The 21,171-nt window shown below is 70.3% G+C and carries 19 protein-coding genes; 12 read left to right on the top strand and 7 right to left on the bottom strand.

From position 1 onward, the window contains the following. Positions 1-406: 406 nt before the first annotated feature. Positions 407-1,306, bottom strand: coding sequence for a 1,4-dihydroxy-2-naphthoyl-CoA synthase (locus SPOPO_RS0112415; RefSeq protein ID WP_019875108.1), 900 nt, complete (start codon positions 1,304-1,306; stop codon positions 407-409). A gap of 67 nt (positions 1,307-1,373) precedes the next feature. On the opposite strand from SPOPO_RS0112415, the gene SPOPO_RS0112420 reads away from it, so the two are divergent. From SPOPO_RS0112420 to SPOPO_RS0112435, 4 genes are all read left to right on the top strand, one after another. Next, positions 1,374-2,333 (top strand): o-succinylbenzoate synthase, encoded by a 960-nt coding sequence (locus SPOPO_RS0112420; protein ID WP_084671037.1) that lies wholly within the window; start codon positions 1,374-1,376, stop codon positions 2,331-2,333. Continuing rightward, positions 2,330-3,991 (top strand): 2-succinyl-5-enolpyruvyl-6-hydroxy-3-cyclohexene-1-carboxylic-acid synthase, encoded by a 1,662-nt coding sequence (gene menD / locus SPOPO_RS0112425; protein WP_019875110.1) that lies wholly within the window; start codon positions 2,330-2,332, stop codon positions 3,989-3,991. Before SPOPO_RS0112420 ends, menD begins: the two co-directional genes overlap by 4 nt. A 140-nt stretch (positions 3,992-4,131) precedes the next feature. After that, positions 4,132-5,994 carry a DUF3556 domain-containing protein gene (locus SPOPO_RS0112430; RefSeq protein ID WP_019875111.1) on the top strand — a complete coding sequence of 621 codons (1,863 nt, stop codon included), beginning with the start codon at positions 4,132-4,134 and terminating at the stop codon, positions 5,992-5,994. 13 nt (positions 5,995-6,007) lie between these two features. Further along, entirely contained in the window at positions 6,008-7,423 is a 1,416-nt protein-coding gene (locus tag SPOPO_RS0112435) for a phytoene desaturase family protein (protein ID WP_019875112.1), read from the top strand. A gap of 78 nt (positions 7,424-7,501) precedes the next feature. Here SPOPO_RS0112435 and SPOPO_RS32765 read toward each other — a convergent pair whose 3' ends face one another. Then, a complete protein-coding gene (locus tag SPOPO_RS32765) occupies positions 7,502-8,116 on the bottom strand; it encodes a TetR/AcrR family transcriptional regulator (RefSeq protein ID WP_211210892.1) in 615 nt (204 codons plus the stop codon). A 109-nt stretch (positions 8,117-8,225) separates the two neighbouring features. On the opposite strand from SPOPO_RS32765, the gene SPOPO_RS0112445 reads away from it, so the two are divergent. Then, positions 8,226-9,692 carry an ABC transporter substrate-binding protein gene (locus SPOPO_RS0112445; RefSeq protein WP_019875116.1) on the top strand — a complete coding sequence of 489 codons (1,467 nt, stop codon included), beginning with the start codon at positions 8,226-8,228 and terminating at the stop codon, positions 9,690-9,692. Positions 9,693-9,739: 47 nt separating this feature from the next. Here the strand turns inward: SPOPO_RS0112445 and SPOPO_RS0112450 are convergent, their stop codons facing one another. Then, entirely contained in the window at positions 9,740-10,441 is a 702-nt protein-coding gene (locus tag SPOPO_RS0112450; protein WP_019875118.1) for an ABC transporter ATP-binding protein, read from the bottom strand. Between the two features lie 30 nt (positions 10,442-10,471). Then, positions 10,472-11,290, bottom strand: a complete 819-nt coding sequence (locus tag SPOPO_RS0112455; protein ID WP_156869845.1) for an ABC transporter ATP-binding protein — start codon at positions 11,288-11,290, stop codon at positions 10,472-10,474. A 207-nt stretch (positions 11,291-11,497) separates the two neighbouring features. Between SPOPO_RS0112455 and SPOPO_RS0112460 the strand changes: the two genes are divergently transcribed. From SPOPO_RS0112460 to SPOPO_RS32770, 6 genes are all read left to right on the top strand, one after another. Beyond that, on the top strand, positions 11,498-12,943 hold the full coding sequence (locus SPOPO_RS0112460; protein WP_156869847.1) for a hypothetical protein: 1,446 nt from the start codon (positions 11,498-11,500) through the stop codon (positions 12,941-12,943). After that, complete coding sequence (locus SPOPO_RS0112465) at positions 12,931-13,245, top strand: hypothetical protein (RefSeq protein WP_019875124.1); 315 nt, start codon at positions 12,931-12,933, stop codon at positions 13,243-13,245. The genes SPOPO_RS0112460 and SPOPO_RS0112465 overlap by 13 nt, the downstream gene beginning before the upstream one ends. A gap of 19 nt (positions 13,246-13,264) precedes the next feature. Then, on the top strand, positions 13,265-13,870 hold the full coding sequence (locus tag SPOPO_RS0112470) for a hypothetical protein (protein ID WP_019875126.1): 606 nt from the start codon (positions 13,265-13,267) through the stop codon (positions 13,868-13,870). Beyond that, a complete protein-coding gene (locus SPOPO_RS29280; RefSeq protein WP_156869849.1) occupies positions 13,867-15,819 on the top strand; it encodes a branched-chain amino acid ABC transporter permease in 1,953 nt (650 codons plus the stop codon). Before SPOPO_RS0112470 ends, SPOPO_RS29280 begins: the two co-directional genes overlap by 4 nt. After that, the gene (locus SPOPO_RS0112480) at positions 15,816-17,369 is read left to right on the top strand and encodes an ABC transporter substrate-binding protein (RefSeq protein WP_019875130.1); all 1,554 of its coding nucleotides are present in this window, start codon (positions 15,816-15,818) and stop codon (positions 17,367-17,369) included. The genes SPOPO_RS29280 and SPOPO_RS0112480 overlap by 4 nt, the downstream gene beginning before the upstream one ends. 61 nt (positions 17,370-17,430) lie before the next feature. Continuing rightward, entirely contained in the window at positions 17,431-18,123 is a 693-nt protein-coding gene (locus SPOPO_RS32770; RefSeq protein WP_019875132.1) for a TetR/AcrR family transcriptional regulator, read from the top strand. Between the two features lie 18 nt (positions 18,124-18,141). Here the strand turns inward: SPOPO_RS32770 and SPOPO_RS0112490 are convergent, their stop codons facing one another. The 3 genes from SPOPO_RS0112490 to SPOPO_RS32775 are packed head-to-tail and all read right to left on the bottom strand — an operon-like array spanning position 18,142 to position 19,763. Further along, positions 18,142-18,438: a cytochrome C oxidase subunit IV family protein gene (locus tag SPOPO_RS0112490; protein WP_051098357.1), complete on the bottom strand. Its 297-nt coding sequence runs from the start codon at positions 18,436-18,438 to the stop codon at positions 18,142-18,144. Between the two features lie 3 nt (positions 18,439-18,441). Beyond that, entirely contained in the window at positions 18,442-19,032 is a 591-nt protein-coding gene (locus tag SPOPO_RS0112495) for a cytochrome c oxidase subunit 3 (RefSeq protein ID WP_019875136.1), read from the bottom strand. Beyond that, positions 19,029-19,763, bottom strand: a complete 735-nt coding sequence (locus SPOPO_RS32775; protein ID WP_019875139.1) for a hypothetical protein — start codon at positions 19,761-19,763, stop codon at positions 19,029-19,031. The genes SPOPO_RS0112495 and SPOPO_RS32775 overlap by 4 nt, the downstream gene beginning before the upstream one ends. A gap of 149 nt (positions 19,764-19,912) precedes the next feature. Here SPOPO_RS32775 and SPOPO_RS0112505 point away from each other — a divergent pair, with 149 nt between their 5' ends. Next, positions 19,913-21,169, top strand: a complete 1,257-nt coding sequence (locus SPOPO_RS0112505; protein WP_019875140.1) for a cytochrome P450 — start codon at positions 19,913-19,915, stop codon at positions 21,167-21,169. Positions 21,170-21,171: the final 2 nt, after the last annotated feature.

A 21,171-nucleotide genomic window follows, 5' to 3' on the forward strand; every position in this document is an offset into this window, starting at 1 on the left:
CCTCCCGTCGCCCCCCCGGGGTGCGCGCTTCACTCGCTGCAGCCAGCCTTCACTCGCCAGGTCGAGCGAGTAAGCCCTGGCGCTGGCGAGTGAAGCGGGCACCGGGGGTGGGTTGCCGGGCCTCAGGTTCGCGCTTCACTCGCTGCAGCCAGCCTTCACTCGCCAGGCCGGGCGAGTAAAGCCTGGCGCTGGCGAGTGAAGCGGGCACCGGGGGTGGGTTGCCGGGCCTCAGGTTCGCGCTTCACTCGCTGCAGCAAGGCCTTACTCGCCAGGTCGGGCGAGTGAGGCCTGGCGCCGGCGAGTGAAGCGGGTTCTCGCGAGGCCGAGTGAAGCGGGTTCTCGCGAGGCCGAGTGAAGCGGGTTCTCGCGCGGCCGACAACGCGTTCTCGCGAGGGAAGCGACGGGCTCAGAAGTACCAGGGGAACGGGGACCAGTCGGGGTCGCGCTTCTCGAGGAAGGAGTCGCGGCCCTCGACCGCTTCGTCGGTCATGTAGGCGAGGCGGGTGGTCTCGCCGGCGAAGAGCTGCTGGCCGACGAGGCCGTCGTCGATCAGGTTGAACGAGTACTTCAGCATCCGCTGGGCGGTCGGGCTCTTGCCGTTGATGATGCGGGCCCAGCGGAGGGCCTCGGCCTCGAGCTCGGCGTGGGGGACGACGCGGTTGACCGCGCCCATCCGGTACGCGTCCTCGGCGGAGTACTCCTGGCCGAGGAAGAAGATCTCGCGGGCGAACTTCTGCCCGACCTGGCGGGCGAGGTACGCGGAGCCGAAGCCGCCGTCGAAGGAGCCGACGTCGGCGTCGGTCTGCTTGAACCGGGCGTGCTCGGCGGACGCGAGAGCGAGGTCGGCGACGACGTAGAGCGAGTGCCCGCCGCCCGCGGCCCAGCCCGGGATCGCGGCGAGAACGATCTTCGGCATGAACCGGATCAGCCGCTGCACTTCGAGAATGTGCAGCCGCCCCGCGCGGGCCGGGTCGACGGTGTCGGCGGTCTCGCCGGACGCGTACTGGTAGCCCGTGCGCCCGCGGATCCGCTGGTCGCCGCCGGAGCAGAACGACCACACCCCGTCCTTCGGCGAGGGCCCGTTGCCGGTCAGAATCACGCACCCGACGTCCGACGTCATCCGCGCGTGGTCGAGCGCCTGGTACAGCTCGTCAACGGTTCCGGGCCGGAACGCGTTGCGGACCTCCGGGCGGTTGAACGCGATCCGCACCGCACCCGTGTCCACCGCGCGGTGGTAGGTGATGTCGGTGAAGTCGAACCCGTCGACCTGCTTCCACGCGCTGGCGTCAAAGATCTCGCTGACCATCCGGCCACCGTACTGACGGGGCGTCCCACGACAATGGCGGGGCCGGGAGCTCGCAACGTCCGAAGGAGTGGTCGCAATAGCAGCCACATCGTCGGACGTCCGGGTGTACTCGATCGGGCTGCGGACGCGGTTCCGGGGAATCGACGTCCGGGAAGGGGTGCTGATCGAGGGCCCGAGCGGGTGGGGGGAGTTCGCCCCGTTCGCGGATTACGGCCCCACCGAGTGCCGCCCCTGGCTGCGCGCGGCCAAGGAAGCGGCGTTCGGCACCTGGCCCGCCCCGGTGCGCGACCGCATCCCCGTCAACGTCACCGTCCCGGCCTGCGACCCGGAGCGCGCCTTCGAGATCGTCGCCGCCTCGGGCTGTCGCACCGCCAAGGTCAAGGTCGCGGAGCGGGGCCAGAGCCTGGCCGATGACCTCGCCCGGGTGGAGGCCGTCCGGGACGCGCTCGGGTCCGCGGGCCGGATCCGGGTGGACGCCAACGGCGGTTGGGACATCGACGAAGCCGTGGCTGCGATCGCGCTGCTGCACCGGTTCGAGCTCGAGTACGTGGAACAGCCGTGCGCGACCGTCCCCGAGCTCGCCGCGGTCCGCCGCCGGGTCGACGTCCCGATCGCCGCCGACGAGTCGATCCGCCGCGCCGAGGACCCCTTGCTGGTCGCGAAGGCGGAGGCCGCGGACATCGCGGTCGTCAAGGTCGCGCCGCTCGGCGGAGTGGGCGCCGCGCTCGAGATCGTCGACGCGATCGGGCTGCCGGCGGTCGTCTCCTCCGCGATCGACACCTCCGTGGGGATCGCGGCCGGGGTCGCTCTCGCGGCCGCGCTGCCGGAGCTCCCCTACGCCTGCGGCCTCGCGACCGTCGTGCTGCTCCACGACGACGTCGTCGCCGACCCCTTCCTCCCGGTCGACGGATATCTGACGGTGCGTCGACCGGAGCCCGATCCCGCCCGCCTCGAGGCCCTCGCGGCCTCGCCGGAGACCGCCGCGCGGTGGCGCGAGAGAATCGCCGCCGTGGAGGCGCTCTCGTGAATCCGTCGACCGCGATCGCCCGGGTGATGGCCGATGAGCTCGCCCGCTGCGGCGTGACCGACGCCGTCATCGCGCCCGGCTCCCGCTCGGGCCCGCTCGCACTGGCGCTGTTGCACCAGACCGGGCTGCGCGTCCACGTCCGGATCGACGAGCGCTCGGCCTCCTTCCTCGCCCTCGGTCTCGCCGCGGCGGGCGGGCGCCCCGTGCCGCTGGTCTGCACCTCCGGTACTGCAGCCGCCGCCTTCCATCCCGCGGTCGTCGAGGCCGACGCCGCCGGGGTCGGGCTCCTCGTCCTCACCGCCGACCGCCCGCCCGAGCTGCGCGGCACCGGCGCCAGTCAGACCATCGATCAGATCGGCCTCTACGGCGGCGCCGTCCGCCTGTTCACCGAGATCGGCGTCCCCGAGCCGGTGACCGGCCAGGTCGCGTACTGGCGTTCGCTGGTCGGCCGCGCCGTCGCCGCGGCGGCCGACGGCCCGGTGCACCTCAACGTCCCGCTCCGCGAACCGCTGACGCCCGACGGCACCGAGGACTGGCCCGAGTCCCTCGACGGCCGCGCCGGGGGAGCCCCGTGGGTCACGGTCGCCCCGCCGACGCCCGGCCCGCGGCCCGACCTCGCCGCGATCCTCGGCGGCGAGGTGCCCGAGCGGGGCGCGGTCGTCGTCGGAGCCGGCGCGGTCGACCCCGCCGCGGCGGTCGCGCTCGCGAAGGCCTGCGGTTGGCCGGTGTTCTCCGAGCCGACGGGCAACGCGCGCTTCGGCCCCAACGCCGTCGACGCCTACCCGCTGGTGCTGGCCGACCCCGCGTTCGCGCGTCTCCGCCCGGACCTGGTCGTCACCGTCGGCCGTCCCGGTCTCTCCCGTTCGCTGCTCGGGTGGGTGCGCAGCGCCGCGCGGCAGGTCGTCGTCGACCCCGCGGCCCGTTGGGCCGACCCGACGCGCACCGCCGAATTCGTCCTCCCCGCCGTGCCCAGCGCCCGCCGCACCCCGGGCGACTGGCTCGCCCGCTGGCGGCAGGCCGGCGCCGCGGCCGGCGCCGCGGTGGAGTCCGTCCTGGAGGACGCCGGCGAGCTCACCGAGCCCGGCGTCGCCCGCACCCTCGGCTGCGCGCTCCCGGCGGACGCCCTGCTCGTCACCGGCCCGAGCCGGGCGGTGCGGGACCTCGAGCTGTGCCTGCCCGCCCGCGCCGACCTGCGGGTTCTCGGGAACCGCGGAGTCAACGGCATCGACGGCGTCGTCTCGACGGCGATCGGCGCCGCCCTGGCCCACCAGGGCGCGGGCGGGGGCGCCGCGGCGGCGCTGATGGGCGACCTCACCTATCTCTACGACCGCAACGGCCTGGTGCTCGGACCGGAGGAGCCCCGGCCGGACCTCACGCTGGTCGTCGTCGACAACGACGGCGGCGGAATCTTCTCGATGCTCCCGCAGGCGGGGATCGCCGGGTTCGAGCGTGTGTTCGGGACCCCGCACTCCCTGGACCTGGTCGCCGACGCGGCCGCGGCCGGCGTCCCCGCGACGACCGCGACCACGTCGGCCGAGCTCGAGGCCGCGCTGGGGGCCGGGCCCGGTCTGCGCCTGATCCGGGTCCGCACCGACCGGGATGCCGCCGCTGACCTGCAACGTCGGTTGCAGAAGGCGGTCACCGCGGCCCTGCGCTGATCCCGGGCCAGGACTGTGCCCGAGTCACAACAAGTCGCGGGCAGTTCGTGAGCTGCGCCTAGTGGCCCCCGTCACAGCCTGTCCTAGCGTGGGGCGCACTGTTGATCCGCTTGGTTCACGTACGTCCCGGGAGTGCGCGCATGGGATTCAAGACACCCGATTTCCCGCCGGTCGACCCAGAGACCTTCCTGCAGAAGCCGCTCATGGAGCGGACGAAGACCCTGGCTCTGCACTGGTGCGAGTACGGCTTCGGGACGCCGAAGATGGTGCACACCATCTACATCTTCAAGCTGTTGTTCTTCTACATCGGCATCGGCGTCACCCTGGCGGTCCTGACCTCGGACATCGGGATGAAGCCCTGGGAGATCGACCAGTGGTGGGACCAGCCGATCGTCTTCCAGAAGCTCGTCATGTGGACGATGCTCCTGGAGGCCCTGGGCGTGGCCGGCTCCTGGGGACCGCTCTCGGGCACCTTCAAGCCGATGACGGCGGGCGTCCGGTTCTGGGCGAAGGTCGGCACGCTGCGGGTGCGCCCGTGGAAGCGCGTCCCCTTCACCGCCGGTGACTCCCGCACGATTGTCGACGTCGGGCTCTACCTGGCGTTCTGCGCGAGCCTGCTGATCGCGATCTGCTCGCCGGAGGACGGCGGCCTGGTCAACGAGGCGCTGCTGTTCCCGCCGCTGATCCTCATCGGCCTGATCGGGCTGCGCGACACCATCGTCTTCCTGGCGGCACGGACCGAGCAGTACGCGCCGTGGATCTTCTTCTTCGCGGTGTTCGACTTCGTCGACATGATCGTCGCGGTCAAGATCGCGATCTGCATCATCTGGATCGGCGCCGGCGTCTCCAAGTTCGGTCACCACTTCGGGTGCGTGGTCGCGCCGATGATGTCCAACTCGCCGGCGCTGCCGTCGCGCAAGATCAAGCGGATGATGTACCGCGACTTCCCGACGGACATCCGCCCGGGCAAGATCTCGAACTTCCTGGCGCACGGCGGCGGCACCTTCGTCGAGCTGGCACTGCCGCTGATCCTGCTGTTCTCGACCAACCGCGAGCTCACCATCGCCACGGTCGTCGGCATGGTGATCTTCCACATCTTCATCGTCTCCGCGTTCCCGCTCGCGGTCCCGCTGGAGTGGAACATCATGTTCGCCTACGCGACGGTGTTCCTCTTCGCCGGATTCCCGGCGCAGGACGGCTTCGGCGTCGGCGACATCAACGGCGGCCTGTTGCTCCTGGTCCTCGTGATCGGCCTGACGTTCCCGATCCTCGGCAACCTCCGCCCCGACCTGGTCTCGTTCCTGCCGTCGATGCGGCAGTACGCCGGGAACTGGGCGTCGGCGCAGTGGGCGTTCAAGTCTCGCGAGGTCGAGGCCAAGCTGAACAAGCTGACCCCGCGCCCGCACCTGAACCAGATCGACCAGCTGACCCAGGGCATGGGTTACCCGGACCCGATCGCCGAGATCACGATGCAGCAGACGATCGGCTGGCGGACGATGCACAGCCAAGCCCGCGGCCTGTACTCGCTGTTCATGCACCACGTGCCCGACCTCGACCGCTGGACGGTCCGCGAGGCCGAGTTCGCCTGCAACTCGATCGTCGGCTTCAACTTCGGTGACGGCCACTTCCACGACGAGCGTCTGCTCACCGCGATCCAGAAGCGGTGCCACTTCGAGCCGGGCGAGTTCATCGTGGTCTGGGTCGAGTCGCAGCCGATCCACAAGCCGACGCAGACCTACAAAGTCATGGACGTGGGTCTGCTCGACACCCCCGAGGGCGGGATCCTCGAGCGCGGCTGGTGGAGCGTTCCGGAGGCCGTCAACGAGCAGCCGTGGCTGCCCAACGGCCCGATCAACCTGCACGTCACCTGGACCAAGGACGGCTACGTCCGCCCGGGCAACTACGTCGTGCCCGAGTCGTTGCGTCCGGGTGGCTCGACGACCCCGGCGGCGACGACCAAGTCGACGGAGTCGGCCGACGACCGCGAGGGGCAGCCCGCTTGACGCTGGACAGCGCTTGAGCACCGCCGTCGTGGTGGGGGCGGGCCCGAACGGGCTCGCCGCCGCCGCGGTCCTGGCGAAGGCCGGGGTCGACGTCACCGTGCTGGAGGCCACCGCCGAGATCGGCGGTGGCACCCGCACGTCCGAGCCGATCGTCCCGGGGCTGCTCGTCGACCACTGCTCGGCCGTGCACCCGATCGCGGTGGGCTCGACCGTCCTGCGGGACCTCGAGCTCGACAAGCGCGGCCTGAGTTGGCGGTGGCCCGAGATCGACTGCGCCCATCCGCTCGACGACGGCCGTGCGGCGTTGCTGCACCGCTCGGTGACCGAGACCGCCGACGGGCTCGGCGCGGACGGCCGGCGCTGGCGGGCGTTGTTCGAGCGGACGTCGGCCGGCTACGACGCCCTCGCCGAGGACATCCTGCAGCCGCTGATCCGGTTCCCCTCCCACCCGATCCGGCTCGCGCGGTTCGGCATCCCGACGGCTCTGCCCGCTGCCGTGCTGGCGCGCGGGTTCTCGACCGACGAGGCGCGGGCGCTGTGGGGTGGGGTCGCCGCGCACGCAATCCGACCGCTCAACCGGCCGTTCACCTCGGCCATCGGGCTCGGCATCCTGACGGCGGGTCACAAGTACGGCTGGGCCGTCGCCGCGGGCGGTTCACGGTCGATCACGGACGCGCTCGCGAGCGTCGTCACCGACCATGGCGGGCGCATCGAGGTCAACGTGCACGTCCGCGCCGCGACGGACCTGCCACCGGCCGACGTGACGCTGTTCGACGTCGCACCCGGTGCCCTCGCCGAGATCCTGGGCGACCGCCTGCCGGGCGGCGTGGCCCGCGCCTACCGGAAGTTCAAGCACGGACCCGGGGCGTTCAAGGTCGACTTCGCGGTCGAGGGCGGAGTCCCGTGGCGGCACGAGGCGGTCGCCCGCGCCGGGACCGTCCACCTCGGCGGGACGTTCGCGGAGATCGCGGCCAACGAGAAGACCGTCCACGCGGGGCGGATGCCCGAGCGGCCGTTCGTGCTCGTCGCGCAGCAGCACGTCGCCGACCCGAGCCGGTGTGCCGGCACCCTGACGCCGCTGTGGACGTACGCCCACGTGCCCCACGGCTGGACCGGCGACGCCACCGAGGCGATCACCGCGCAGATCGAACGGTTCGCCCCGGGGTTCCGGGACCGCATCGTCGGCACCGCCGTCCGTACGCCGACGGAGTTTGCTCAGTACAACCCCAACTTCGTCGGCGGCGACATCGTCACCGGGGCCAAGAGCACCCCGCAGCTGCTCCTCGGACCGCGGCTGACCCCGCACCCCTACGACACCGGCGTCCCCGGCATGTACCTGTGCTCGGCCGCCACCCCGCCGGGCCCCGGCGCCCACGGGATGTGCGGCGCCCTCGCCGCGGAACGGGCGCTGCGGTTCCTCGGCCGCTGAGACCCACCGAGGTCTCGGCCGCCCCTTCCGTCACAGTGGGGCCGGTGGGTCGGCGGGGCTGGCGGGGCGGGGCCGAGGTCAGACGCCGTTGAGCAGGACGGCGCTCAGGTGGTCGATCAGCTCGTCGGTGGTGGGTCGGTCCGGCGGGAGCAGCCAGTCGTCGAGGAGGACGAAGGAGAGCACCAGTCCAAAGGTGGCGCGGACGTTGCCGTCGGTGCCGAGTGGGTTTCGCGGCCGGTCGAACCGGCGGGACTGCGGTTCGACGACCTCGGCCAGCTTCGTGATGACGGTATTGAACCGGTCGTGGAACAGGGCCCGGGTCTCCTCGTCGAGCTGGTCCTCGACGGCGAGGAACATGCGCAGCGTCCGGCGGTGGGAGCCGAGCTGCGCGAGCAGTTCGGAGAGGAACAGCCGCATCAGCTGCTCGACCTCGAACGGATGGGAGACGGTGCGGGCGATCATGCCCGGGAACGCCTCCAGCACGTCCGCGAACGGGGCGACGACGGACTCCGCGAACAGCCCGGCCTTCGACCCGAAGTGCCGGTAGAGCACGGACTCGCTCACCCCGGCCGCCCGCGCGAGATCGCGGCTGGTCGCGGCGGCGTAACCCTTCGCCGCGAACACCGTCTCGGCCGCCCGCAGCAGCTCCCGCCGCACCTCCACGGACGAGCGTCGGGCGGCAGGCGTGGGCATGGCAGGCATCGTACGGCGTAAGTAGCGGAAAGACCGTTATGAGCAGCATCTTGCCCTAGATGAGTAGCATTGCTACTTTCAGCCCACCCACGTCTGCCGGGAGGGCTGCATGCCGCGCGCGAACCGTTCGATCCGCCGGGTCGGGGCCGTGCTCGTAGCAGTCGGCCTGCTCGCGGGGTGCGGGACGCGTGTGGCCGAGGACCGCATCGAGCGGGCGTCCGGCCTCGGCGGTGAGCCGGTCGCGACCGCGGCGAGCATCGCGCCGGCGTCGGAGGCGGCCGGGTCCGCGTCGACGGCCGACCTCGCGGCCCCCGGCGCCGCAGTTCCGGTGACGGCGGATCAGAAAGTGATCGCGTCCGGTCCCGTGAAAGCCGCGGACCGCACCGAGGGGGCGTCGGAGCGCCGGGAGGGCGCGCCCGGTCCGGCGGCGCCGACCGGTTGCACCAAGCCGTTGGCGCCCGTCGTCCTCGGGCAGACGGCGCCCGCGAGCGGCATCATCGGCGCGGCGACCGCCAACGCCCGCTCCGGCCTGGTGCTGTGGGCGCGGGTGGTCAATGCGCGAGGTGGACTCGCGTGCCACCCGGTGCAGCTGCACCAGATGGACGACGCCGCGGACCCCGTCCGCGTCACGAGCAACCTGACGACGCTGGTGAAGGACAAGGGCGCGGTCGCCATCGTGGCGGCGTACGTCCCGACGACGTTCTCGGCCGCGCGCCAGTTCGCGGAGCGGACCCGGATCCCCTTCGTCGGCGGGGATCTGATCGAACCGGGATGGTTCGCGAGCCCCTACCTGTTCCCGCAGGGCGGCACCCCGTTCGCGGCGTACGCCGGGGCGATCAAGGAAGCGGCCGCGGCGACGGGTGGCTCGAAGGTCGGACTGCTCTACTGCGTCGAGGCCGGCGCGTGCGGACAGATCAACGAGAACTTCGAGGCGATGGTGAAGGCCGCGGGGCTGGAGTTCACCCTGCGGAAGGTCACCTCGATCACCGCGCCCGACTACACCGCCGAGTGCCAGGCGATGAAGAGCGCGGGGGTCGAGGTGCTCTTTATGGCGATGGAAGGCGCGTCCGACAGTCGCGCCGCGCGGTCCTGCCGTGCGCTCGGGTACGAGCCGGCCGTGGCGGTCGGCGCCATCTCGGTGAGCGAGGCCGTGTCCAACGACCCGAACCTGCGGGCGATGGGCCTCTACCTCGGCACGGGCAACGCGCCGTTCACCGCCACCGACTCCGCCGGGGTCCGCGCCTTCCGCGCGGCCTACGACACCTACGCGCCCGGGTCGTCGATCGACCAGAACACCATCTACGGCTGGGCCGCGGGCAAGCTGCTCGAAGCCGCGATCGCGACGGTCGCGGCGAAGGCGGCCGCCGGCGCGATCACGACCGCCCTGATCCTCGACGGGCTCGGGCAGGTCGCCGGCGAGACCCTCGACGGCCTCGCGCCCGGCATCACGTTCAGCAAGGGTGCACCGCCGAAGCTCAGCGACTGCTACTACAGCCTGACGATCACCGACCGCGGGTACGGCTCACCCCGTGGCAGCAAGGTCACCTGCCTCCGGGGTCTGCCGAAGGGGTTCTGACCCGTGCACTGGAGATGACATCTCCAGTGCACGGCCCGGGGTGGGGGTCAGTGGCCGACGTCGACGCCGACGTATTCGGCGAAGACGTCGGCGCCGTCGAGTTCGCTGGGTTGGCCGACGAAGGCGACCTCGCCCTTGTTGAGCAGGTAGACGTAGTCGGCGACCTCGAGAGCGCGGGTGACGTACTGCTCGACCAGGAGCAGGGAGGAACCCTGGTCGCGGAGCAGGGCGAGGAATTCGAAGATCTCGTCGACGATCTTGGGGGCGAGACCCATCGAGACCTCGTCGAGCAGGGCGACCTTGGGGTTCTGCACGTAGGTGCGGGCCAGGGCGACCATCTGCTGCTCGCCGCCGGACATCGTGCCGGCGGCCTGGTTGAGTCGCTCGCCGAGGCGGGGGAAGGCGGAGCAGGCCTTCTCGATCGATTCCTTCTCCTGGCCGGCGGGGGACTGCAGGACCAGGTTTTCCCGCACGGTCAGGGTGGGGAAGATGCCGCGGCCTTCGGGGACGTGGCAGATGCCGCGCTTGACGAGCTGGTGCGGGGCTTTGCGGGTGACGTCCTCGCCGTCGAGGACCAGTCGGCCCTCGGTGGCGTGGATCAGCCCGGACGCGACCCGCAGCAGCGTGGTCTTGCCGGCGCCGTTCGCCCCGAGCAACGCCACGACCGAACCCGGCGGGACGACGAGATCGACGCCGCGAAGCACCGTGGTGCCGGCGTACCCGGCGTGGACACCCTGAAGCTCGAACATGTCCTCTGACCTGCCTTCTCAGACTGCTGCTCAGACGTTCGCCGGGTCGAAGTTCTCCTCGAGGGACTCCTCGACCGCCTCGCTGCCGAGGTAGGCCGCGCGGACCAGGTCGGAGGTGCCGACCTCACGTGCGGTGCCCTCGAAGATGGGCTTGCCGAAGTCAAGGACGTGGATGTAGTCGCAGGTGCTCATGACCAGCGCCATGTCGTGCTCGACGATCAGGATCCCGACGCCGCGCTCGGCGACCAGCGAGCGCAGGATCTCCCCGAACCGCTTGGTCTCGGCCTTGTCCAGACCCGAGGACGGCTCGTCGAGCAGCATGACCTGGAAGCCGCCGGCCATGCAGCGGGCGAGTTCGACCAGACGGCGCTGACCGGTCGAGAGGTCGGCGGGGCGACGGTCGATCAGGTTCGTGATGCCGCACGCCTCGATGGCCTCGTCGACGGCGGCGGCCACGACCCCGGCGTCGGAGCGCCGGCCCAGGATGTGCCGCCACGGTTTCGAGCCCGCGAGCCCGGCCTCGCGGCCGAGGGAGACGTTGTCCCGCACCGTGAGTGAGTCGAACAGTTCCATGCGCTGGAACGTGCGGCCCAGACCCTTCTGCGCGCGGTGGTGCGGGGTCGAACCGGTGACGTCCTCACCGAACAGATGCACCGATCCCGACGTCGGGCGCAGCAGGCCGGTGCAGGCGTTGAACGTCGTCGTCTTGCCCGCGCCGTTCGGACCGATCAGGCCCGTGATCCGCCCCTTCGGAGCGTCCAGGCTGATCCGATCCACGGCCAGGTGACCGCCGTACCGGACCGACACCTCCCGCACCGCAAGACCGTCCACAACGTCCTGACCTGCCATTTTTCCTCCAGAACCTACAGGGTCTAGACAAATGGACCATGCATCTGAACACTGTGTCCAGACAGGACGGCCAAGCTAGCACAGATGTGATTGAACCCACACGAAACGTCTGTATAGTACCTGCTGGCTACACGGAGTCCAGACACTCAATCCAGTCTCAAGATCCAATCCAGATCCATCGCTGATTCCGGCGAAGGGAGGCGGCGAATGCCGCGCACACGAGGGCTCGCGAGGAACACGTCCTGGCTGATGCCCGGGCTCGTCGGCGTCGCTCTGCTCGGGGCGACCACGCTGGCGTGGACTCCGTCCGCGGACGCGGACGTCGAGTCCTTCTACAACGCGAGCGCCCGGTCGGTCGTGGTCGATGCGTACTTCACGAACTCGACCATCCCCGGCGGCGTGCGTCCCGAGGGCGGTGGGCCGCAGACCGACGTCGCGCAGTCCTCGCTCGACAAGGGGGACGCGAACGCCTCGTTCCCGTACTTCGGTGACTACGTGCCGACCGCGCCCGGTGTGGTGTCCGGTCTGTTCGGGGTACCGGTGCCGCCGTACCCGTTGACGGCGTCCTCGACGTTCGGCGGCGCGCCGGCGCGAGTGAACTACCCGGGCATCGAACTCTCGGCGACGAGCCGTTCGACCTCCACGGTGGCCGACGCGATCGCCGGCTCGGCCGGATCTGGCGCGGTGTCACATTCCGAGGTCGACGAGAGCCCGGACGGCAACGTCGTCGCGAACGCGACGGCGTCCTCGCCGCTGACGGTGCTCGGTCCGCTGGTCAGCCTGAAGGGCTTCGACTCGGCGGTCTCGGTGGTCGCGGACGCGAACGGCACGCTGACCCGGACCTCGAACTTCACGATCGACGAGATCTCGATCCCGGGTCTGGTGCTGCGGATCCCGGAGCAGACGCCGAGTTCGTACCCGGTCCCGTTCCCGGTGCCGATCCCCGGCGTCCCGGCCCCGGAGCCGATCCCGGCTCCGCCGTTGCCGATCCCGAACGGGGGCGCGACGCTGGTCGAGCCGAAGATCGGCTTTGTCAACGGCTACTTCGTCGTGACCCAGCCCTTCGAGGGTGAGACGCAGAAGTACGCGGTCCCGGCCGACGCGGTGGTCGAGGCTTTCAAGGCCCAAGGCGTGACGCTGGCCTACACCGCGCCGCGTGAGCTCAAGGACGGGATCACCGGTGGCGTGTTCACGGTGAACTACACGTTCCCGGCCCCGCCGGAGAACCCCTTCTACCAGGGCGAGACCCCGGCGACGTTCATCGTCGGCGCGACCGCCGCGATGGTCCAGCGCGCCCCCGAGACCGCGGGCGGTCCCGAGGGCGGTCTGGGCGCCGTCCCGGCCGTCGACGCGGCCGGTGCCGGCACCGGCGGTCTGCCGTTGGCGCCCGCCCCCGCCACCGACCTCGCGGGCATCGGAGCGCTGCCCGCAACTCCGGCCGGGGGGATCCCCACGGTCGACTTCGCGCCTCAGGCCGGTGCCGGTGACGCCGCGTCAGGCGTCGGCGCGGCCCTGATGTCGGCGGGGTTGCCCGCCTTCCTGTCCAGCGACTTCTCGGCCATCTATCTGGCCCTGGTCGGTCTCACGCTGATCGGTCTGCTGGCCGCAGCGGTCCTCGGTGCCAAGGGAGTGTCGGCGCGATGGAATTCCTGAACCTGGTTCGGTCCCAGTGGGACCGCACGATCGCGATCGCCTGCGCTCTTGCGGGCGCGGTGGCCTTGCTCATCGGGTGGATCGGCACGTCCGGCACCGAGCACGTGGCCGAGCAGTTGCCCTACATCGTCTCGGCCGGTCTGACCGGGGTGTTCCTCCTCGGCGTCGCGGCGGTGCTGTGGATCACCGCGGACCTGCGGGACGAGTGGCGTGAGCTGCGCCGGGTCGGCAACCTCCTGGAGCGCGAACTCGGTGCTCGGGAGCTGGATGCGCGCGGCGCGGGCGCCCATGTCCGCAGTTGAGACCTCCGGGACGACTGCGGTGAGCGGTGCCGTGAACGCCGACGCTGCCGACGTCACCCGGTCGGACGAGGTCGGTCGCCCGGCCACGGCGGGGCCGTCGAGTCCGCGGCGCCGGCGGCGGTATTTGCGCGAGCCGGTGCCGTGGCGGCGGTCGGACCTGACCCGCGCGCTGGTGCTCGCGGTGCTCGGTGCGGGGATCGGCGTCTGGGCCTGGATCGGTGTCAGCGGCGAGGTCCGCCTGCGTGAGCAGGAGATCTGGGTGGTGGTGGCGTGCTTCGGCGCGGCCGTGGCCGCCTGCGGTGCCGTGTACTTCCTGACCGTCGCCTCGCGTGAGGTGCGCCTGGGTCAGCGTCAGCTGATGTTCGACCTCGCCGACGTGATGGGCTGGTCGGTGACGGTGACCAAGCGCGGCCGGCTGCAGTTGCACGCGGCCGCTGAGGTCGAGGACGTCGAGGACGTCGAGGACGTGGTGGTTTCTGGTCCTGACGCGCTCGTGGTGGGCCCGGGTATGACGATGGTGCACCGCAGTGAGTGCCCGATCGCGCGGAACAAGCCGGTCGAACCGATCAGCGCCGCCGACGCGGCCGCCCGGAGTCTGAGCAGTTGTGGGGTGTGCCGCTCATGAACGAGTACCTGCCCTATCTGATCTTCGGTGTGGTCACCGGTTCGATCTACGGCATCTGCGCCATGGGTCTGGTGCTGACCTACAAGACCTCGGGCGTGTTCAACTTCGGTCACGGCGCGGTCTGCGCCCTGTCGGCCTACGCCTTCTTCGACCTGCGACAGCAGCAGGGCTTGTCGTGGCCGGTGGCCGCGTTCGTGGTCGTGTTCGTGATCGGCCCGTTGGTCGGTCTGGTGATGGAGCGGCTGGCCGCGGGCCTGGCGCCGGTCTCCACGGCCTACAAGATCGTGGGCACCGTCGGTCTGCTGGTGTTCATCCAGGCGCTCATCGTCCTGCGGTACACCGGTCAGGGCCGCCGGTTCGACTACTTCCTCCCGCAGGACGAGGCGTTCTCGATCTCGGGCGTCGGCGTGACCGTGGACCAGTGCATCACCGTCGGCATCGGCGCGGCCGCCGCGATCGGGCTGTTCGCCTTCTTCCGCTACACCCGGTTGGGCACCGCGATCCGCGGTGTGGTCGATGACCCGCAACTGCTCGACATGACCGGTGAGTCCCCGACCAAGGTGCGGCGGACCGCCTGGGTGATCGGCTCGATCTTCGCCTCGGCGTCCGGCATCCTGTTCGCCTCCACGCAGCAGCAGGTCGACGTCAACGTCCTCGCGATCCTCATCGTCCAGGCCTTCGGCGCCGCGACGATCGCCCTGTTCCGCAACCTGCCGATGTGTTTCGTCGGTGGCGTCATCGTGGCGCTGGCCCAGAAGCTGGTGTCCAAGGACCTGTCGACCTCCTCCGAGCAGCTCGCCGGTCTGGACCTCACGGTTCCGTTCATCGTGCTGTTCATCGGTCTGCTGGTGATCCCGCGCCGGCACCTGGTCGAGGTCGGGCGGCAGGTCAAGCCCCGCGCCGCCAAGGAGAGCCGGGTCTCGCTGCGCGACCGGCGGATCATCCTCGGCCTCGTGCTGGCCGCGGCGCTGACCGTGCCGGCGTTCTCGGGCACGCACCAGATCGCCTGGAACGTCGCGCTCACCCAGGTCGGGCTGTTCATGTCCCTGCACCTTTTGGTGCGCATCTCCGGGCAGATCTCCCTCGGGCAGATCGGCTTCGCCGCGATCGGGGCCTCGACCTTCGCGCACATGCTCGGTCGGGGCATGCCCTGGCCGCTCGCGCTGCTGGTCGCCGGCCTGATCTGCGTGCCGGTCTCCCTCGTGATCGCCGTCCCCGCGATCCGCCTGTCCGGGCTCTACCTCGGCCTCGCGACGCTCGGGTTCGGCATCGTGCTCAACCAGTTCTTCTACGCCAAGGACTACATGTTCGGGTTCGGCTCGGTCGACACCGAGCGGCCCACGTTCTGGGACATGGACACCTCCGAGTCGCACTACTACTACCTGTTGCTCGGAATCGCCGCCGCCTGCGTCGCCCTGGTGCTCTGGATCGAGCGCTCCCGCCTGGGCCGGCTGCTGCGCGGCATGGCCGATGCCCCGGTCGCGCTGTCCACCCTCGGTCTGGCGGTCAACATCTCCCGCACGATCGTGTTCTGCATCGCCGGCTTCCTCGCCGGCATCTCCGGGGCCCTGTATGCCTCGATGTTCGGCTCGGTCAGCGCGGAGAGCTACTTCTTCGTCCAGTCGCTGATCGTGCTCGCGGTGCTCGCGATCTCCGGCCGGCGCACCGTCGTCGCCGCGATCGTCGCGCCGATCCTGCTCTACGTCGTGCCGAACTACATCACCAACGAGGACTTCTTCCAGTGCCTCCAGATGTTCTTCGGTCTCGCCGCGATCGCCGCCGCCATCGGTTCCCAGGGCGCGTTCGACCGCTGGTACGCCGCGACCGCGGCACGTCACTCCTCCCGTCGCTCCGGCCCGGCGTCCGTCCGGGTCGAGGACTACCTCGCCAAGAAGGTCTGCCGCCCTGCACCGGCGGATGACCGCGAACCCGTTGGAGCATCCCGATGACCCTCACCCCTCGCCCCCACCTGGGGAAGCAGTTCGTACGCAACCGCCGCGTCGCTGCGGTCGCGGGTCTGCTGGCGCTCGTCGTGCCGCTGTCCGGCTGCGGTACCCGCATGTCCTCGGAGGCGATCTCGGCGGCCGACGGGTCCGCCATCTCCGCCCAGGCCGCCAACGGCGCGGCCGGGGCCCTCACCGGCGACACCGGGGTCATCGCCCCCGGCGCCGTCGACCCGAGCGCCGCCGGTCTCGCCGCGGCGCCGGGCACCACCGGCGCCGCCACCACCGGCGGGGCGACCACCGGGACGACGGGGGCCGCGGCCGCCGCCGGTCCCGCTGCGGCGACCGGTGCGAAGACGAACTCGGGGGCCAAGAGCGCGGCCGCCGGCGCGGCCGACGTGAGCGGGCCGAACGCCCCGTGCAAGCAGACGCTCGCTCCGGTGATTCTCGGTCAGACGTCGCCGTCGTCGGGCATCATCGGCGCCTCGACGTTCAACATGCGCGCCGGACTCGCGCTGTGGGCGCGGGCGGTCAACGCCGCCGGCGGCGTGCAGTGCCACCCGGTGCAGCTGTACCAGATGGACGACGCCGCCGACCCCGCGCGCGTGACGTCGAACTTGAACGACATGGTGAACAACAAGAAGGCGATCGCGATCGTCGGCGCCGGCATCCCCACCACGTTCTCCGCGGCGAAGCGGTTCGCCGAGCAGAACAAGGTGCCGTTCGTCGGTGGCGACATGATCGAGGCGCCCTGGTTCTCCAGCCAGTGGTTCTTCCCGCAGGGCGGCGGCCCGCTGGCCGCCTACGCCGGCGCGACCAAGGAAGCCGCGCTCAAGGCCAACACCAAGAAGGTCGGCCTGATCTACTGCGTCGAGGCCGCGATCTGCGGAACGATCAACGAGAACTTCGAGGCGATGGCCAAGGCCTCCAACCTCGAGGTCGTGCTCCGCAAGGTCTCCTCGATCACCTCGCCGGACTACACGGCGGAGTGCCAGGCTCTCAAGGCCGCCGGCGCCGAGGCCGTGTTCGTGGCCCTCGAAGGGTCGGGCGACGCCCGGTTCGCGCGCTCCTGCCTGTCGCTCGGCTATGCGCCGCCGTCGGCGACGTCGGCCCTGTCGGTCTCGGCCGAGGCGGCTCTCGACCCGAACTTCCGCAAGCTCGGCGTCTACCTCGGCACCGGCAACGCGCCCTACCAGGCGAACGACAACCCGGGCGTGAAGGCGTTCCGGGCGGCGTACGACCGGTTCGCGCCGGGCTCGTCGATCGACCAGAACACGATCAGCCAGTGGACCTCGGGCAAGTTGTTCGAGAAGGCGATCGCCAACGTCTTCGAGAAGGCCCGCAGCGGCCCGATCACCCGCGACCTGCTGCTCGAAGGCCTCTGGATGATCAAGAACGAGAAGCTCGACGGCCTCGCCCCGGGGATCAGCTTCAACAAGCAGGCGCCGCCGGACCAGAACGACTGCTACGCGCTGCTGAACCTCACGACCGAGGGGTACACGGCCCCGAAGGGCTCGAAGTTCGAGTGCTTCAAGGGCCTGCCGAAGGGATTCTGAGGCAACATTTCCGACACAGCATCTTGAGACAATCTGACGCACAATAGGTGAACGACGGTCCATGACGACGGAGGCCCGGGTGCCCGGATCAGAGCGCGAGGTGCTGGCCCGGCGCCCGGTGCGCCGGCCCTCCGCGGTCGTCCGTGGCCTCCTGCTCGACAGTGCCCGCCGTCTGTTCGCCGCTCGTGGTTACGCCGGCGCCAGCACGCGAGAGATCGCGGCTGATGCCGGCGTCAACGAGGCCCTGATCTTCCGTCACTTCGGGAACAAGGTCGGTCTGTTCCGCGCGGCGGTGGTGGAGCCCTTTCGCACCCTGATCGACGACTTCGTCGACTCCTGGCAGGCGACCTACATCGCCAACAGCATGTCGACCGAGGGCCTCACCGGTGCGTGGATACACGCCCTGCACGACATGATGCGCGAGCACCGGGAGCTGATCGTCGCGCTCATCGGCGCCAACTCGTTCGACGCCGAGCACGACCCGGACGGCGACCCGCTCTCCGACGCGTTCGCCAAGCCGCTCGAACGGCTGGAGCGCTTCACCCGCCGCGAGATGGCCGGCCGCGGGCTCGGCGCGAACCCGACCGTCGCCGTGCGCGCCACGTTCGGCATGGTGCTGTCGATGGCCGTGCTCGACGACTGGTTCTTCAGCGGTGTCACGCGGCCACCGTCCGAGGAGACGATCGCGCGCGAGATGACCGACCTCGTGGTCTTCGGCATCCGCGGCCCGAACGGCGGCCCCGTCCGGAGGTGACCCGTCGAGGATGACCCGTCAGAGGATGACGAGCATTCCGATCAGACCGACCCCGACCAGCGCGCAGTAGGCCGCGAAGGCCGTCCGCAGGCGGGGATCCGCGTGCCGGAGTTCCATGAACTCCATGCCGATCAGGTAGATCTTCACGACCGCGACGCCGAGCACGAGCGAGGCTGCGGCGGTCGGGTCACTGAGACCGTGGTCGGTGCCGACCCACCACGCGATCAGGGTGGCGGCGATGAGCGCCAGCCAGGTCGTCCCGATCGACGTGCGCAGGAACGTCACCGTGTGCGAGTTGGACGGGTTAAGAGCCATCGGTCAGCCCACCGGCGTCAGGTAGATGAGCGGGAACAGGACGACCCAGAGCAGGTCGACGAGGTGCCAGTAGCAGCCGCTACCTTCGAGGAAGCCGCGCCGGGGTTGCGGACGGCCGAGCTCGCGCCACATTGCGAACAGCAAGCCGAGGCCGATCGTCACGTGGGCCAGGTGGATCCCGGTCAACATGTAGTAGGCCTGGAAGAAGTCGTTGGTCGAGACGGTGTGACCGTCCGCAATGCTCGACCCCCACTCCAGAGCCTTGATCGCCAGGAAGCCGAAGCCGCACCCGATGGCCCCCAGCACGAGTCGGTCGGGGCGGCCGGCGCCGGTGCGGTTCCCGTGCACGGCCATGGCCACGAACAGCGAACCGGTGAGCAGCAGCAACGTGTTGATCAGGCCCAGCGTCTGGTTCAACGTCGCCTGGGACTCCGCGAACATCGCGGGCTGGTCGTCCCGAACGTAGATCACGATGCCGAACAACGCGGCGAACAGCAGCATGTCCGCGAACATGAAGAGCCACAGGCCCGGCTCGCCGGGGATCGCCGCGGGCCGGTCGGTGCGGACGTCGCGGGGGTTCTCGGTGAGGGTCATCCGCGCTGCACCTGAAACTCGACGTCGGAGAGTTCAGCCATCGCGTCCTCCGCGGCTTCGTCCTCGATCGCGCGCCGCAGCATCACGAACCACAGGGCGAACCAGACGCCGAAGACGTTGGCCGGGATCCAGAAGGTGGCGAACCCGTTCCACGCGAACGCTCCGGTGTGGAAGTAGATGATGAACGGGCCGGGCAGGAAAGCGAACGCGACCCAGAGGTTCGCGTAGCCGAACCAGCGAGGAAAGAGCGGGCGTTCCCGCTTGTCGCCGAGCGTGGCCACGCCGACTGAGACGCACTGCAGGATCGCGGGCCAGCCGATGCCCACCATGCAGAGGATGCCCAGACTGTGGAACGCGGCGGTGATCTCCGGGTCCCGCTCCGGGGCGTACGCGGCAGCGGCAAAGGTGAAGGCCGGGACGATGACGACCATGATCCCGGCCCCGCCGGCGGCGAGCTGCGTGTAGGTGAACAGGGGGCGGTCCCCCTCGATGCGGCGCAGCTGTCGGCTCATCAGTGCGATCCACACACCCTGGAAGAAGCTCGACAGGCCGATGAGGAGCGCACCGGTGCGGATGCCGTCGGTGTTCGAGCGGTACATCTCCGCGATCTCGTCGGCGGACATGTTGGCCTCGGGCGGCGGCAGCCACCCGGCCGCGAGGATGCCACCGAAGAACACCGCGATGAAGACCGGTCCGCTCCAGAGGCACGCGCGTTGGATTCCCGGCGTCATCTGACCAACCTAGATTTTTTGTAACGGCGATTCAATAGTGAAAATGTACTCCAGAAACGCTGGAGGTTGACCACAGTAGACCCGATCTCGGACAATGTGTCCAGACTTCCTGTAGTTGCGCTGCCGCCCCCGCTCGGAAGGGACGTTCCATGGGTCACCCGAAGCCGGCCTACGACTCGGTGTCGTTGTCGCCGCTCGCGTTCTGGTCGAAGGATCCACGGGGTCGCGACGAGGAGCTCTCGATCCTGCGGCGGGAGCGCCCGCTGAGCTGGCACCCGCCGGCGGAGGGCTCGATGATGGAGCCCGACGAACAGCAGGAGGGGTTCTGGGCGGTCACGTCCAACGCCCTCATCAAGGAGGTCTCCACCCGGCCGGAGGACTTCTGTTCGGGCAACGGGATCACGCTCGAGGAGGTCCCGACCGAGATCCTCGAGACCGTCTCCTCGTTCCTCGCGATGGACGCCCCGCGGCACACCAAGCTGCGCAAGCTCGTCTCGTCGGCGTTCACGCCCCGCCGCGTCCGGATCATCGAGGAGCAGATCCACGCACGCGCCGTGAAGATCGTGGACGACCTGCTGGAGCACCCCGAAGGGGACTGGGTCCGCCAGGTCTCGATGAAGCTCCCGATGCAGACGATCTTCGACATGATGGGCGTCCCGGAGGAGTTCCACGCCGACACCGTCCGCGGTGTCGAGGGAATGGTCGCCTGGGCGGACGACGAGGTCCGGGCCGGTCTCGCGCCCGAGGAGCTCCTCATGGAGTCCCTGCTCTCGCTGCTGCGCGTCGCGACGACGCTGATCGCCGACCGGCGCGAGAACCCGCAGGACGACCTGATGACCAACCTGGTCCAGGCCGAGGTCGACGGCGGCAAGCTGACCGAGGACGAGATCGCCGGCTACTTCTGTCTGCTCGCCGTGGCCGGCAACGACACCACGCGCAACACGACCTCGCAGACCGCGAAGGCGCTGACCGACTTCCCCGAGGCGCGCAAGCTCCTGATCGAGGACTTCGACGCGTACGCGCCCACCGCGGTCGAGGAGATGGTCCGCTGGGCGACGCCGGTCATGACGTTCCGGCGCACCGCGACCCGCGACTGCGAGCTGAACGGGATCCAGATCTCGCAAGGAGACTGGATCGGCATGTTCTACGAGTCGGGGAACCGGGACGAGGCGGTCTTCGCCGATCCGTGGGTCTTCGACGTCCGCCGCGACCCCAACCCGCACGTCGGCTTCGGCGGCGGCGGGCCGCACTTCTGCATGGGGTCGATGCTGGCCAAGACCCAGCTGCGGCACCTGTGGAAGGAGATCCTCACCCGCGCGCCGAACTTCGAGGTGGGCGAGCCGGAGTACTTGGTCGGTAACTTCATGTGCGCCACCAAGCGGCTTCCGTACCAGCTCAACCTCTGACT

It is taken from the genome of Sporichthya polymorpha DSM 43042, assembly GCF_000384115.1.
Classification (GTDB): Bacteria; Actinomycetota; Actinomycetes; order Sporichthyales; family Sporichthyaceae; genus Sporichthya; species Sporichthya polymorpha.

Bases quoted from the DNA above. Each gene is read 5' to 3' on its own strand.
- SPOPO_RS0112415 (WP_019875108.1), bottom strand. From the start codon at position 1,306: ATGGTCAGCGAGATCTTTGACGCCAGCGCGTGGAAGCAGGTCGACGGG.
- SPOPO_RS0112430 (WP_019875111.1), top strand. From the start codon at position 4,132: ATGGGATTCAAGACACCCGATTTCCCGCCGGTCGACCCAGAGACCTTC.
- SPOPO_RS32765 (WP_211210892.1), bottom strand. From the start codon at position 8,116: ATGCCCACGCCTGCCGCCCGACGCTCGTCCGTGGAGGTGCGGCGGGAG.
- SPOPO_RS0112445 (WP_019875116.1), top strand. From the start codon at position 8,226: ATGCCGCGCGCGAACCGTTCGATCCGCCGGGTCGGGGCCGTGCTCGTA.
- SPOPO_RS0112450 (WP_019875118.1), bottom strand. From the start codon at position 10,441: ATGTTCGAGCTTCAGGGTGTCCACGCCGGGTACGCCGGCACCACGGTG.
- SPOPO_RS0112455 (WP_156869845.1), bottom strand. From the start codon at position 11,290: ATGGCAGGTCAGGACGTTGTGGACGGTCTTGCGGTGCGGGAGGTGTCG.
- SPOPO_RS0112460 (WP_156869847.1), top strand. From the start codon at position 11,498: ATGCCGCGCACACGAGGGCTCGCGAGGAACACGTCCTGGCTGATGCCC.
- SPOPO_RS0112465 (WP_019875124.1), top strand. From the start codon at position 12,931: ATGGAATTCCTGAACCTGGTTCGGTCCCAGTGGGACCGCACGATCGCG.
- SPOPO_RS29280 (WP_156869849.1), top strand. From the start codon at position 13,867: ATGAACGAGTACCTGCCCTATCTGATCTTCGGTGTGGTCACCGGTTCG.
- SPOPO_RS0112480 (WP_019875130.1), top strand. From the start codon at position 15,816: ATGACCCTCACCCCTCGCCCCCACCTGGGGAAGCAGTTCGTACGCAAC.
- SPOPO_RS32770 (WP_019875132.1), top strand. From the start codon at position 17,431: ATGACGACGGAGGCCCGGGTGCCCGGATCAGAGCGCGAGGTGCTGGCC.
- SPOPO_RS0112490 (WP_051098357.1), bottom strand. From the start codon at position 18,438: ATGGCTCTTAACCCGTCCAACTCGCACACGGTGACGTTCCTGCGCACG.
- SPOPO_RS0112495 (WP_019875136.1), bottom strand. From the start codon at position 19,032: ATGACCCTCACCGAGAACCCCCGCGACGTCCGCACCGACCGGCCCGCG.
- SPOPO_RS32775 (WP_019875139.1), bottom strand. From the start codon at position 19,763: ATGACGCCGGGAATCCAACGCGCGTGCCTCTGGAGCGGACCGGTCTTC.
- SPOPO_RS0112505 (WP_019875140.1), top strand. From the start codon at position 19,913: ATGGGTCACCCGAAGCCGGCCTACGACTCGGTGTCGTTGTCGCCGCTC.